General features: G+C 59.7%; 15 protein-coding genes. 13 read left to right on the top strand and 2 right to left on the bottom strand.

Annotated features, from left to right (window positions below; all coding sequences use genetic code 11):
* The 8 genes from repA to Q8K08_RS02710 all read left to right on the top strand — a co-directional run.
* The coding region (gene repA, locus Q8K08_RS02675) for a plasmid partitioning protein RepA (RefSeq protein ID WP_305249126.1) at nt 1-1,097 on the top strand (1,097 nt) is incomplete at its 5' end.
* Nucleotides 1,087-2,016, top strand: coding sequence for a ParB/RepB/Spo0J family partition protein (locus Q8K08_RS02680; RefSeq protein ID WP_305249127.1), 930 nt, complete (start codon nt 1,087-1,089; stop codon nt 2,014-2,016). The genes repA and Q8K08_RS02680, both read left to right, overlap by 11 nt.
* 233 nt (nt 2,017-2,249) lie before the next feature.
* A complete protein-coding gene (locus Q8K08_RS02685; protein ID WP_305249140.1) occupies nt 2,250-3,332 on the top strand; it encodes a helix-turn-helix domain-containing protein in 1,083 nt (360 codons plus the stop codon).
* A 127-nt stretch (nt 3,333-3,459) separates the two neighbouring features.
* Nucleotides 3,460-5,664, top strand: a complete 2,205-nt coding sequence (locus tag Q8K08_RS02690) for a ParB/RepB/Spo0J family partition protein (protein WP_305249128.1) — start codon at nt 3,460-3,462, stop codon at nt 5,662-5,664.
* Between the two features lie 98 nt (nt 5,665-5,762).
* On the top strand, nt 5,763-6,236 hold the full coding sequence (locus Q8K08_RS02695) for a hypothetical protein (protein WP_305249129.1): 474 nt from the start codon (nt 5,763-5,765) through the stop codon (nt 6,234-6,236).
* Between the two features lie 107 nt (nt 6,237-6,343).
* On the top strand, nt 6,344-6,604 hold the full coding sequence (locus tag Q8K08_RS02700; RefSeq protein ID WP_305249130.1) for a type II toxin-antitoxin system ParD family antitoxin: 261 nt from the start codon (nt 6,344-6,346) through the stop codon (nt 6,602-6,604).
* Nucleotides 6,604-6,942 carry a type II toxin-antitoxin system RelE/ParE family toxin gene (locus Q8K08_RS02705; RefSeq protein ID WP_305249131.1) on the top strand — a complete coding sequence of 113 codons (339 nt, stop codon included), beginning with the start codon at nt 6,604-6,606 and terminating at the stop codon, nt 6,940-6,942. The genes Q8K08_RS02700 and Q8K08_RS02705 overlap by 1 nt, the downstream gene beginning before the upstream one ends.
* Nucleotides 6,943-7,388: 446 nt before the next feature.
* Complete coding sequence (locus Q8K08_RS02710) at nt 7,389-7,553, top strand: hypothetical protein (RefSeq protein WP_305249132.1); 165 nt, start codon at nt 7,389-7,391, stop codon at nt 7,551-7,553.
* A 602-nt stretch (nt 7,554-8,155) separates the two neighbouring features.
* Here Q8K08_RS02710 and Q8K08_RS02715 read toward each other — a convergent pair.
* Entirely contained in the window at nt 8,156-8,476 is a 321-nt protein-coding gene (locus Q8K08_RS02715) for an H-NS histone family protein (RefSeq protein ID WP_305249133.1), read from the bottom strand.
* A gap of 444 nt (nt 8,477-8,920) precedes the next feature.
* Here Q8K08_RS02715 and Q8K08_RS02720 point away from each other — a divergent pair, with 444 nt between their 5' ends.
* The 5 genes from Q8K08_RS02720 (at nt 8,921) to Q8K08_RS02740 (ending at nt 13,266) form a co-directional block, all read left to right on the top strand.
* Nucleotides 8,921-9,325, top strand: a complete 405-nt coding sequence (locus Q8K08_RS02720) for a single-stranded DNA-binding protein (protein WP_305249134.1) — start codon at nt 8,921-8,923, stop codon at nt 9,323-9,325.
* 249 nt (nt 9,326-9,574) lie between these two features.
* Nucleotides 9,575-10,138 carry a hypothetical protein gene (locus tag Q8K08_RS02725; RefSeq protein ID WP_305249135.1) on the top strand — a complete coding sequence of 188 codons (564 nt, stop codon included), beginning with the start codon at nt 9,575-9,577 and terminating at the stop codon, nt 10,136-10,138.
* The gene (locus tag Q8K08_RS02730) at nt 10,138-11,499 is read left to right on the top strand and encodes a 7-cyano-7-deazaguanine synthase (RefSeq protein WP_305249136.1); all 1,362 of its coding nucleotides are present in this window, start codon (nt 10,138-10,140) and stop codon (nt 11,497-11,499) included. Before Q8K08_RS02725 ends, Q8K08_RS02730 begins: the two co-directional genes overlap by 1 nt.
* Nucleotides 11,496-12,680 (top strand): XRE family transcriptional regulator, encoded by a 1,185-nt coding sequence (locus Q8K08_RS02735; protein ID WP_305249137.1) that lies wholly within the window; start codon nt 11,496-11,498, stop codon nt 12,678-12,680. Before Q8K08_RS02730 ends, Q8K08_RS02735 begins: the two co-directional genes overlap by 4 nt.
* A complete protein-coding gene (locus Q8K08_RS02740; protein ID WP_305249138.1) occupies nt 12,661-13,266 on the top strand; it encodes a hypothetical protein in 606 nt (201 codons plus the stop codon). Before Q8K08_RS02735 ends, Q8K08_RS02740 begins: the two co-directional genes overlap by 20 nt.
* Before the next feature lie 103 nt (nt 13,267-13,369).
* Here the strand turns inward: Q8K08_RS02740 and Q8K08_RS02745 are convergent.
* A partial coding sequence (locus Q8K08_RS02745; protein ID WP_305249139.1) for a hypothetical protein occupies nt 13,370-13,593 on the bottom strand: 224 nt, incomplete at its 5' end.

Raw genomic sequence — 13,593 nt, forward strand, 5'->3', positions numbered from 1 at the left:
TCCCACCGGATGCCCAGAAGGGTCTCCGTCGCTTCGCGATGCGGGAAGCCGCCGATCTGCTTCGGATCAACCAGAACACCTTCCGCCATCATGTGTCAAATCTCGAAGGCTTTCCGGAAGGCATCCTCGAGGGTGGCAGCCGCCGCAGCTTCTCGGCCGAGGACATGGTCGAAGCCCAACGCGTCCTTCTTGAGACGGGTAGGATCAAGCCCGATGAACACCCTCACAGAAGAGCCGGCGAACCGTGTCAGGTCGTGACGATCTTCAACCTGAAGGGCGGCAGCGCAAAAACATCGACCGTTGCTCATGTTGGTCAGCTTCTGGGCCTGCGCGGCTATCGGGTCCTGCTTATTGACCTCGACAGCCAGGCAAGTCTGACAAACCTGTTCGGGGTTACCCCTGAGCTCGATCCGGACATGCCGACCTCCTACGATCTGATCCGATCCGAGGGGCCCCTGCCCGCCTCAGATATCATTCGCAAAACGAATTTCCCGACAGTGGATCTGATCCCGGCCTCCATGGACATCATGGAGTACGAGTTTGAGGTCGCTTTGAGCTTCAGACACGGTGCCACCACGTTCCACAGTCGGATCCGTGAAGCGCTTGAGCCTGTCTTGAGCCGATATGATGTGGTGATCTTCGACACGCCGCCGCAGCTGAACTTCTCGGTGATCTCCGCCCTCTTTGCTTCCACTGGGGTCCTGATCCCGCTCAACGCGTCCATGCTTGATGTCATGTCTCTGGCAAGCTTTCTAGGCATGGCGAGCAACCTGATGGGCGTCGTCGAGGCGCATGCTCCCGAGCACGGCCTGAACTTCGTGCGGGTGCTGATCACCCGCTACGAGAACACCGACGGTCCACAGGTCCAGATCTCGTCTCTGCTTCGGACGGTCCTTGGCGATGCGGTCCTCCCTGCCGAGTTCCTGAAGTCGACAGCGGTAGGTGATGCCGCAAACACCCAGCAGAGCATCTTCGAGGTCGAACCTCGCGACGTGAACCGCAGAACCTACGAGCGTGCGATCGAGTCCGTTTCGCGAGTGACCGACGAAGTCGAACGCGAAATCCTCAAGGCGTGGGGGCGTAGCCATGGCGCGTAAGGTCTTCGGGGACTCACTCAAGAACGCGATGGGCAATGCCGCAACGCCGGACGAAGGTGCGGATCTCGATCTGAAGCGCACGAGCCCGACAGTCGCTCGTGCGCAAGCATCTGTGCTCGAAGAAGACAAACACGCCACGCGCCTGATCGACCCGAGCACCGTGCGGATGTCCGCGGTCATGGACCGTATCGATCCGAGTGATGGCCTCGAGGAACTTGTCTCCTCGATCCGGGAACATGGGCAAAAGGTTCCCATTCTTATCCGCCGAACCCAGGACGGAGCACTTGAGATCGTCTATGGGCGCCGCCGTCTTCTCGCCTGTCGTGCGCTTGGTCAGAAGGTGCGCGCGACGGTCATGGAGATGACCGAAGAGGAAGCTCTGATCGCTCAAGGCGTGGAGAACAATGCCCGCCAAGACCCATCCTTTATTGAAAGGGCTCTGTTCGTCGCCGGGATCATTCGGGAACTTGGGAAAACAGACGAGACACGCAAGAACGCCCAGACGATTGCATATCGGGCACTTCAGATCGACGAGTCGCTCGTCTCGCGGATGAACCGTATCGCCACCGGCATTCCGATGGAGCTGATCCAGGCTATCGGACCTGCACACGGCGTTGGTCGGCGGATCTGGGAGAAGCTTTTCAGACTGTGCGAGAAGGACGTCGCGAGAGCCAAAGAAGTTGCCCGCGAAATCCCCCGTAACTTGCCAGGCCCAGACCGACTTGACGCAGCGGTTACGCTGTTCATGACCACCAAGGCAGCTACACCCAGGGTTGAGAAAGGTGAGCGCGTGAAGATCGGCCGCAAAGGCAACCGCATCACCATCGATGTGGACGCTGACCTTGCCCCGCGCGTCGAAGGCGCCATCCGGAAGCTGATCGGCGAGCTTCTTGACCGCGGTCAAGACGGCCCAGAGTGACGACCCCGTGTCTTGACCGCGGTCAAGACATCAAGAGCAACGAGCAGAAAACGAAAGGAGGACCGGCTAGAAAAGTAAAGACCCCCCGAAAGCGGTGCTTCCGAAGGGCCTCAATCAGTCTCGACACCTGATTGATACCCCCAAAACGAATCGAGTTCAACACCGCTCGCGGTGACCGGGGAAGCTTTTTCTTCCGAAACATCATGAGACATGTAACCCCAACACCAACCGCCATGGCGGAACCGAGAGCTATTGCCTGCCCTACTATCTACGAACTTCTGGGACCGGTACGCGCCCTCCGGAAAGAACTTGGCCTGACGAGTAACGACATCACAGTCTTGACGGCCCTGATCAGCTTTCTTCCTCGCGATCGAAACACCACCAACGGTGACACCCCACCCAAACTTACCGTTGTGTTCCCCTCCAACGCCTCCTTGTCTGAGCGCGCAAACGGCATCGATGAGAGGACCCTACGTCGCTGCCTGGGCCGTCTTGACGCTGCGGGCCTCATCGACCGGAAGAACTCGGCAAACGGCAAACGCTTCCCTCTACGGTATGGAGGCATCATCCGGGACGCGTTTGGGATCGACCTGAACCCCCTGATACAGAACCACGACGCATTGGCGGCAGAAGCGTTGAAGGTTGCAAAGGAGCGTGAACGCCTTCGCTCCCTCAGGGCAGAAGCATTGGCGCTTCGCGCATCCCTCCTTCACGACCAGCATCTCAACGAAGCGCGGTTGTCTTCACTTGGAACGATCAGAAACATCCTTCGACGAGCAACGCTCACGGCCGACGCAGTCTTGCAGATCATCGCTGGTCTCCGCGAGCTCGGGGCCGATGCCGCGCAGAGCTACGGAGAGTGCGAGAGTTCAAGCACGCGCTTAGACGAAGTCCCTGCACACGACCAAACCCTCAGCCATGATTGCACGCGCGAAATGTCCGCCAGAAGCGGACAAAATGACCGGCAGATAGAGTCCATAAAAAAAGAACTTGTTAAGAAAGACGCGCACGCAACGCAAACCAGCGCTGACCAAAAGACTGTAGGACCTTCCATGAGTCGAGACCCGGCCAGAATGGCATGGACAGACTTCTCACATGTCGCTGACTTCTTTCCAGACGCACCTCGAACAGGCGAAGCCCTGAACCGCATTCTCTTCGACATCGGTCGATTGCTTAGAATACGCCAGGAAAAGCTGATGCGTGGCCTCCAGAAAGCCGGCGCTGGACGGCTTCTAGTGATCTTAGACTACCTGTTGGGGAAGGGAGAAGCGATCAGGCAGCCCGAGGCATATTTTGAAACGATCCTGAGCGCATAGAGCATGCAGCTTCCACTTCTTGACCGCGGTCAAGACCGACGAAGAGAGGGAAAGGTTGGGGGTTTGAGGGGTGACGGGAGGTGAGATCGGGAGAGTGGCTTCCGGCGCCCGTCGTGGAGAAGATCTGATGACAAAAGTTGCCCAGAAAGTCACCCTATCCCCCTCGCGGGACATCCCCTTCGACAAGCTCGTGCTGAGCCAGTTCAACGTGCGGCGCATCAAGGCGGGCGTCTCGGTCGAAGAACTTGCCGAGGACATCGCACGTCGTGGACTTCTGCAGGGGTTGAACGTGCGGGCTGTTGTCGATGCCGATGGTGTCGAGACGGGTACGTTCGAGATCCCGGCCGGTGGCCGTCGTTTCCAGGCGCTGTCGCTGCTGGTGAAGCAGAAGCGGCTCGCGAAGACGGCACCGATCCCCTGCATCGTGCGGGATGCTGCATCGGAGATCCTGGCCGAGGACGACTCTCTGGCCGAGAACATGCAGCGCGTGGCGCTTCACCCGCTCGATCAGTTCCGCGCTTTCCAGGCCCTGCGCGAAAAGGGTCAGGGCGAAGAAGCGATCGCAGCGGCCTTTTTCGTCACCTCGCAAATTGTCAAGCAGCGCCTGAAACTCGCGTCTGTTGCCCCTGCCCTGCTCGAGGTCTATGCCGAGGATGGCATGACGTTGGAACAGCTGATGGCCTTCACGGTGAATCCCGATCATGCCCGTCAGGTGCAGGTCTGGGATGCGGTGAAGAACTCCTGGAACAAAGAGCCCTATGCCATCCGACGGATGCTGACGGAGACCTCGGTCCGGGCCTCGGATCGTCGCGCGGTTTTCGTCGGTATCGATGCCTATGAGGCGGCAGGTGGTGTCGTGCTGCGTGATCTCTTCCAGGGGGATGACGGCGGCTGGCTCGAGGTCCCTGCCCTGCTCGACCGGCTGGTCACGGAGAAGCTTCAGGCTGATGCCGAAGCTCTTGCTTCCGAAGGCTGGAAGTGGATCGAGGTGGCGACCGACCTGCCCTATGGATACAGCCACGGCCTGCGGCGTCTGGCCGGTGATCCCGCGCCGATGACCGACGAGGAAAGCGCGGCCCACGCGAAGCTCCTCGCCGAGTACCGCGCACTGGAAGTGGAATACTCCGGTCAGGACGAATACCCCGACGAGATCGATGCACGGCTTGGTGAGCTCGAGATGGCGATGGAGGCACTCGAGCAGCGGCCTCTGATCTATGACCCAGCGGAGGTCGTCCGTGCTGGTGTTTTCGTGACACTGGATCGGGATGGCAGCCTCGCGGTCTATCGCGGGTATGTCCGGCCTGAGGACGAGCCGCGCGAGGAGACCGCGGTCCAGGATGGCGAGAACGCGGATGGCAGGGTGCAGGGGATTGATGTTGGTGGTTCCGGAAGGCAGTCCTCCGAGACTTCAGTCGGGGGCACCGTCATCACCTCGGGTGGTCAGCCGATCGGCGCTGAGCCTTCCGACGAAGAAGATGATGGCGCGCTGAAGCCGCTGCCCGAACGGCTGGTCATGGAACTGACAGCCCACCGGACCTTGGCGCTGCGCGAGGCCATCGGGCGGTCGCCCGAAGTGGCGCTGACGCTCCTGCTCCTCAAGCTGGTGACGGACACCTTCCGAACCTCCTCGGCCTCGGGCAGCTGCCTCGAAGCCTCGGTACGCCATGTCTACATGTCGGCGCAGGCGCCCGATCTGAAGGACAGCGTCGTGGCGAAGCTGGTCGACGAACGTCATGCGGCCTGGGAGGCTGATCTGCCTCTTGGCGATGATGCTGCGCTCTGGGACTATCTGACCGTGCTCGACCAGGGTAGCCGTCTGGCCCTTCTGGCGCATTGCCTCAGCTTCGGGGTCAACGCGCTGCATGAGAAGGTGAACCCCTATGGGGCGGGCATCACGGCCAGCGGCCTGACCCGCCGCATGTCGCATGCCGATCTCGTGGCGCGTGCGGTCGATCTCGACATGGTCGAGGCGGGATGGGAGCCGACGGTGGATGGCTATCTTAACCGCGTGCCCAAGGCCCGAATCCTCGAGGCCGTGCGCGAGGCGAAAGGCGAGGGGACCGCACAGCTTCTCGATCATCTGAAGAAGGTTGAAATGGCGACCGAGGCCGAGCGGCTTCTCAAGGGCAGCGGCTGGTTGCCCGAGGTTCTGCGCCGCGCGGACTTGGTCGCGTTCGATGATGCGACTGCGACAGAAGGGCAAGGGGCTTCGGTCCAAGATGCCGCTGAACTGGTCGCTGAAATGCCTGACAACGGCGAAACCATCGATCTTCCAGCCTTCCTGATGGCAGATATGCCGGTCCACGGCGTACCGATGATGGCTGCAGAGTGATCTGAGCCACCGAGGGCGGGGAAACTCGCCCTCATTCATACAAAATACTGCAATATCAATATGATGGGTGCAAATCTTCGCACTCAGAATGAGGAATCATGTCCGCAAACACAATAATCGACAAAGCGCCCTTGGGCGCGCTCATTCGCTACTCTGATGGCAGTCCCAAACCGCCCGCGCGCTTCACCAAGAAGCTGGCGGCATGGGAAAGGTCCAATGGTGTTGGCCGTTTGGTGAAGAAGGAACCGCCGCGGCCTTATCCGACCTGGACGGCCCCGGCGTCCTTCACGCTGCATGAGGGGAACTTCTCCTCGGACGGCGTGATCCTCGTCACCATCATGCGCAGCCATTCGGTGGACAGCCGGTTGGTCTTTGAGGTGGCCGAGGTACCAAAGCCGGGGCAGGTGCGCGTGCTCTTGGACTTCGGTGGCAACACTGAGCTTCTGCATCTCGCGGAGTCCGTCACCGCAGCCGAGCTCTGGATCGCGCGGGAGGGATATCGCAATGCCCGTCTCGCGATCGTCGGTGAGGATATCGGCGCAGGGGCAGGGGAAGCAGACATCGCAGCTTGAGCTCCAGCAGCGATTTGGCCCGGCCATTGCAGTCCTGCAGTTTGGCCGGGCCTCTATCGACAGACAAGAGGCATTGGCATATATTGCCAATCAAACGGAGTTTTCGCATGGCTACCCGCAACGTTGTTCTGACTGAACCCCAATCGAAGCTGATCGACGATCTGGTTGCCTCGGGCCGATATCAGAACGCTTCCGAGGCGTTGCGGGCCGGTCTGCGTTTGCTGGAGCGCGAGGAGGCCGAGTTCCGTGACCTGCGCGCAAGGCTGACGCGTGGTGTACTGGAAGCTAGGGAAGGCGCGTTCGCGCGCGGACCCGGTGAAGAGGCAATCCGGCGAGTCTTTGCAACGGCGCAGAAGTCTGCGTCCTAATGGCCAAGCCATGGGTGCTGACGCGGCAGGCAGAAGCCGCGCTAAAGGATATTGCCGTCTGGACGGTCGAGACCTTCGGGCGGCGCCAGGCCGACGCCTATGCCGAAGACCTGATCGAGAAGTGCCAGGCGCTGGCCGATGGTACAGCGCCGTCCAAGGATTGCCGCCGTCTGGTTGATCCGGCCCTGCACGAGAACCTGCGCTATGCCCGGTCTGGCCAGCATTATGTGGTCTTCATTGCCGGCCCTGACAGGATGATCGTCGTCGACTTCCTGCATGTCAGAATGTACCTGACCGCTCGGCTTGCCGCCCTGGGGGAAGGCGAAATCTCCAGCTAGCCAGCCCAGAACTCCACCACACCAAGCGAAAGGGCAGGGGAGGTGCATATCGCCGCCTGAGCCTTTCCAAAACCCGAGGGGCCCGCAGCTGGCGGGTCTCTTCCCAAAACACGACCTCGTCCCGCGATGCGCGGGGGACAAGAAGCTCCATCCCCAAGGAAGATGCCCCCAACCATAAGCATGGCAAGATGGCGGGCAGGGTGAGCATCAGCGGGACAATTCGGCTCCTTAGCGTCAAAGCACCATCCCCCGCTTGCCAGTCCCTTCCTTGGCCCAAAGCCGGTCTTCGAGATCAAGCCACAAGGGCTCGGACTACGGGCAAGCCCGTGCCGCCGGCTGGATTCGGGCGAGCCGAACGCACCCGGTGATGTCAGACCGCCTTTGGGCCTGCGGGTTCCTGTCAGCGCGGGGGATGGTCCCTCGCCTCCCAGCAGGAGCCAAAACAGATGTCCCGCAAAGATGCACACGCCTTCGCCGCCTCCCTCGCCGCCACGCTCATGGTCTCGATTGTCGTCTTCCAGGCAGGGGATGGAACCTTTGGTGCGGTCCCCGCCGATGAAATCGACGGCGACGAGGTTCAGGTGGTTTCGGAATTCGACCCGTGGGCCTAAGCCCACGGTTTTGGAGAAGGCCTGGGCACGGCGCGATAGCGCCGTCCTGGGCCTTTTCGCCTGTCAGCCATTCTGGCCGCACGGCAGAACGCGCCGACGATAGTCAGCACCCCTGCATAAAAACAAAAAGGAGTTAAGGCATGTCCATGACTTGTTTCCCCTACGGCTTCCCCAAGGGCTATGCCCCCTCACCGAGGGGCAGCTCGCGGATCTGGCCGCGTTGCACCAACGCTGAGCCCGGCAGCTACGGCCAAGAATGTGGTGAACCAGCCGGCTTTATCGGCTCAAGGGCGGATGGGGGCCAGTCTTGCTTCTGTTCCGCCTGCAAGGCGCAAGGGTCTGAGGCACGGCGGTATTCCGATTGGTATGCATTGCCCGCGATAGGGCAGGTGGATAGCGCCGCCGAGGCCAATACCGCGCGCACCTTCATCGTGACTCTTCCTGGCGATGCTGGTTAAGATTGGATTGTCCGCACCTGGGCAAGCACGGCAGAACAGGCCACCCGACAGGTTTGCGAATGGCAGGGTATTCCGACGCATTTTGTACGTGCTGTCAGGCCAGACGCATGATCCGGACGTCTGCCCCTGAATCCCACGTCAGGTTCAGCTGATCGCGAGATCTTCAGGCGTTTTGCCTGCATCGAGAGCGGTTACAAACCATAGCGGTTTACGACCACGACCGGACCAGGTCAGGCTCGGGTTTTCTGGATGGCGGTACTTGGCGGTGGCGGGCGCACGGGTGGGTTTCACCTCGCTGCCGATCAAGTCGGCTAAGGAATAGCCCATCTCTTTGGCGATCGCGTCCAGCTTTGCGCGGGCTTCGGCTTTATGACGGTCCTCATAAGTGGAAATCGCCTTGGCGAGGTCCTTGTGCAATTGACGCAGTTCTTTCAGCGACAGTGCCTCGAGATTAAAATCAGCCATGCTTGCCTCGTATCCGGAATGATCCATCCCGGATAGCCGCCAAGTCATCGCATCGCAACCGCCTTCGGGCAAAGGCTGCGTGGAAGGGCAGGGGGGGTGGGTGATCTACCGCAGGGCTGCAGTGCGGTTCGAAGGCTTCAGTCCTGTTGGATTGGCAAGGAAGGTCTTCGTTCTGCAAGGGCCCCAAGTCGCTCCCATCCCCGGCGCCATCCCTTCGACTGACAATCCCCTAAGCCTGTTCGGCCTCTGGCGCGCAACCCCGCGTCAGTCCGGGCCGTGTTGGCTAGCGTTTCTTTGGAAACGCGGCACCTGCCCGCTCCACCCCGGACCTTTGGGGGTTTCCGTCTGGTCTGATGGCCCAGCCGTGCACGCCTCAGCCGACAGGCTTCTTTCGGGTCTTGTCGAAGGGACGGTCCCAGGGACAGGAAACATGAGGTACTTCAAATGCAGAACATCGTCATCCTCGCCGGCAACATCGGTCAAAAGCCTGAGGTCCGCGCCACCCAGAGCGGTACCAAGATCACCAACTTCACCCTCGCCACCTCGCGCCCCCGCCTCGCCGAAGGCCGTGTGCTGCGCGACGAGAACGGCTACCGGGTCATGGACACCGAATGGCACCGCATCACCTGCTTCAATGGTCTCGGCAAGACGGTCGCCGAGCACTGCGAAAAAGGCATGAAGGTCCTCGTCCACGGTCGCATCCACTACACCAAGTGGACCGACGCAACCGGCACCGACCGCTACGGCTGCGAGATCATCGCCGAGAAGGTCGACTTCCTCAGCCGCCCGAAGGCGACCGAGAACGAAAACCCCGAGCTGGTCGACCGCGACGATGAAATCCCGTTCTGAAAAGAACGGGGTCTCCCCAAGGCCCGGCGGGGAAATCTGCCGGGTTCGGCTTCATCACTCTCGAAGCGAACAAAGCCCAGCATTCCGATAGGCAACCACTCGGACGCAATGCAGCGAGATTCCATCGGCGCTATTATTGCTCAGCCCATGGCGGGTTACGGGTAGCCTCAAAACGACAATGTCAGCACTTACGCCAAGTATGTTGACAATGTCAGATCGCTTGTGGCACGCTTCTGACATGGAGGATGCATGAGCGACGGACCTCACAAAAGCTTGCCATTGCCACGCAGATGGCAGGACCTTGCAGAGCGCGCCGCAAACCGCGCGTTTTCGGATGCGGAAGTCTCCGAGGCCATGCTGGTGGCCATTCGCAAAGAGTTCGGCGGCTTGCCAATTGAAAAACTGCAGAACGCCATGCGGGCGGGAGACCAGCCTGGCCTGTTCAGTGATACCGTTGAAGGCGATCTTGACGCCCTGCGGATTGCCCGTCCAGGCGATGCGAGTTGGAACGCGCTGATAGATTGCTGCATCGATGAAATCCGCCGTGGAGGCAGCGGCGCAGAGTCAATGAGCGCAGCCTGTGAAGCAGCAATCGACCTCAAACTCAGGGCCGCTTCCAGACAGATCGAGGAGCACTACCTGCGCAAGCAAGGAAACCGATCGGCATTCTCGATGCGCGATCGACTCTTAGTTGCTCGCAAAGCAGTTGATGCCGCAGGCATAGCCTCTGAAATCTGCAGCACCGCAAGCCGCAGTCCGTCGAACGCCCGAATCCGCAAGCAGGATGGCATTGATGACGGAGTAGCCATGTGATGGCACAGAACCTCTCCTTCCATCGAACTTGCATCGAAGTACTCGCCCCCGGCGAAACCACTTCCATTCCAGATGCTGTCCCCTTGCGACTTGGAAAAGACCTGAAGTTTTCAATGGATGCCCTGAACTCCTATGCGGTTGCCGACTTTGATCCACTTGTGTTCGACTCCATGGTGCTGGCAGGCGGCATCGAGTTTGCGGACAGGTTCCGGAAGCGGCCATCGGAAACTTGGGGGCGCAAGCTTGTGGTTTCGATACCGGTACATGATCTTGCCCACTGGGAAAAGCCAGAGGTTCAGGTGTCGCTGGCAAGCGCACTCAATTTCCTGACTGGAGATGACTGGCAGATTTCATTTCGGCAACGCCACACCAGAGAGCCGCTGCCTCGCCAGCAACAACTTGATCTCCAGCCCGGAGTTCGGGCAACGCTAGCATATAGCGACGGTATGGATTCTCGAGCGGTCAACGGGCTTGTCAGGGCAACTTACAAAAGCGGCCTTGTGCTCGTGCGGCTGGGCTCGAAAAAGAAAGGACGTCCGCTGCGCGGACAGCCGTTCACCGCATTGCCCTACCGGTTTTCTAGGCGAATCCACAACGCCGAAACGAGCGCGCGCAACCGGGGCTTCAAATTCTCGCTGGTCAGCGGTCTCGCTGCCTACATCTGCGGCGCAAATGAATGCGTCGTTCCCGAAAGCGGACAAGGCGCTCTTGGTCCCGTGCTTGCACCGGTCGGCCAGACTTATCCGGATTATAGGAACCATCCTGCCTTCCTTGAACGCATGTCAGCCTTTCTTGAGGCCCTTCTGGGGATCAGGATCGTCTATTCATTCCCTCGCCTGTGGAACACGAAGGCTGAAACCCTCGCAAATTACATTTCTCTAGGGCCGTCGTCAGCCGACTGGCAGGGCACAACTTCGTGCTGGAAAGGCTCTCAATGGAGCTCCATTGACGGAAAGTTCCGGCAATGCGGGGCATGCGCCGCATGCTTGCTTCGGCGTATGAGCGTACACGCAGCCGGTCAGACCGAACCGCCAGACACCTACATCGCGTCTGATCTCGGCGTAGCTGAACTTGCGGATGCAGTCGATCCCCGTTTCGGCAAACTGAATAAAGCCTTCCGGGATTACCTGATCGCTGCCGTCTTGCACATGGAACACCTTGCGGAATTGGCGTTGCCGGAGAATACACCCCTCCTGCGGCGTCAGGCAGGAATCCTGTCCAGCGCGGTCGGGTTGCCGCCCAAAGAAGTAGAAGCCAAGCTTGCAAGAATGCTGGGCAAGCATGCAGACGAATGGAATTCGTATGTGGACTCGCTCGGCGACCGCTCGCTCATAAAAGAGTGGGCTAGGAGGAACGGATGAGCGAGAACAAAGAAGTACTGAGTGACCAGGAAATCGGCGAACGGCTGAGGATTGCACGCGAGGGCGCGCGGATCACGCAAGCGGCGGCTGCCGAAGCGATCGGTGCCGCCAGAACGACGGTCGTCGCCCTGGAGCAGGGGCAGCGGCGCGTCCGCACGGATGAACTTCAGAAGCTTGCTGCGCTATATGGCACGTCCGCAAACGCACTGCTCCGGCGGGAGAGCATTCACATTGACATGATACCGCGCTTTCGGAAGCTGACCATGACGGCCGACGAGGCCGCGCTCGATGCGGTCAAGCTCCTGAATGATCTCGTGCGCGCCGAAGTCGAGCTGGAGAATGCACTCGGCGTCTCGCGCTATCGAAACTACCCGCCCGAAAGACCTGTTCTGCCTGGCAATATACGCCAGCAGGCTGAGCTGGATGCACAGGAACTACGCGCTTGGCTTGGCCTTGGTTCAGGCCCGTGCCTCGACATCATTTCATTGCTTGAATTGCAGCTCGGCATCAGGGTTTTCCTTCGCCCGCTGCACGGCTCGATCTCTGGTCTTTTTGCATTCGACGAGATCTCTGGCGCGAGTATTTTGCTCAACTCCAACCACCCGCCATCACGATTGATTCAGACGGCCCTTCATGAGCTGGCGCATTTTATATCGGCACGTCATCAGCCAGACGTACTGGCGGAAGGGGATAACCGCCAATCGCGCGAGGAAATCTACGCTGACGCCTTCGCCCGATGTTTTCTCATGCCTGCAAGGCCGGTCCGGGAGAGATTTCTGGAGATTACGGCAGGACAATCCCATTTCACTCGCCGCCACATTATTCTTCTGGCCCATGCATTTGGTGTTTCACGAGAGGCGCTGACTCGTCGGCTTGAAGAGCTTGAACTTGCCAAAAAAGGAACGTGGAACTGGTTCGTCTCCAATGGTGGCATCTCCGATGATCACGCACGTGAAGTACTGGGAGACACGGCGGATCTGGCTGCGTTTCGGAACGAGGCACGGCGCACCGTCCCACTGAGGGTATCGCTTCTGGCGCGTGAGGCATGGAAGCGGGACATATACAGTGAGGGCCAGCTGGCAAGACTGCTCAGGCTGGACCGGTACGAGTTGCGTACCCTTCTTGATGGAACGGACAACGAGGAAAGAGAGGCAAATGAGCTTGTCAAGATTTCCGACTAGTCCGGCAGATGTCATTGTCGCTGATGCCAGTGTTCTGATCAACCTGAATGCAACCGGGTATTTCGAGGCCATTCTCAAGGCATCGGTCTGCACCGTTCATGTCACGCAGAATGCCTTCGATGAACTGAAAAGGGGCAGCAGAAACGGACACCGGGACTCATCCGATGTGGAAGCACTTGCGGAACGCGGTCTGATCAAGATCGTCGACTTGGCGCAAAATGCTGAGCCAGTCTACCGCGCGCTGATCGAGGGCCCTGCTTCGGAAACCCTTGATGACGGCGAGGCCGCTACAATTGCATATGCTCATGCGATCGGAGCTGTTGCACTTATTGACGAGAAGAAGGCTAGCCGCATATGCAGTGGTCGGTTCCCGGATCTGTGCGTGGCATCTACGGCCGAACTTTTGCTGGACACACGAATTTCAAGGGCACTTGGCTCGTCTCATGCCGATGCTGTTTTGCTGGCACTGACCGGGGCGCGGATGAATGTACCCCCCGAACACCTTGATGCAATCAGGCGCTTGATAGGTGAAGAAAGTGCATCCCGTTGCAGGAGCCTTCCGCAGCGCCGTGTCCGCTCTTCCTGAGCACTTGCAAAGCCAGAAAGTTGAGATGAGTTGAGGAACAGGGCAGCTTGGATTCTCGCTGAATAGAGTTGGAACGGCCTAGTTCAGCTTGAGTCACGGCCGATCAGGATTCGACGAACCAGCCTTTTGCTGTTTCGTGTGCGAAGTTCAATGGCCCCGACATAGCAAATGCAGAGCAACGCCGCCCTGTCAACGGCAGAGTAAAAGTGAGCCAAAGGGCAGCGCAAAATGTTGCCACTTTGGGGTTAGGGAGATTGTCGCGTGAGGGAGCGCGAGCATCCGGGCGACCGCGCTTGTCATTGAGCTGGCGGTTGCCCGGATGCTTTG

It is taken from the genome of Pseudotabrizicola sp. (genome assembly GCF_030684215.1).
Lineage (GTDB): Bacteria > Pseudomonadota > Alphaproteobacteria > Rhodobacterales > Rhodobacteraceae > Pseudotabrizicola.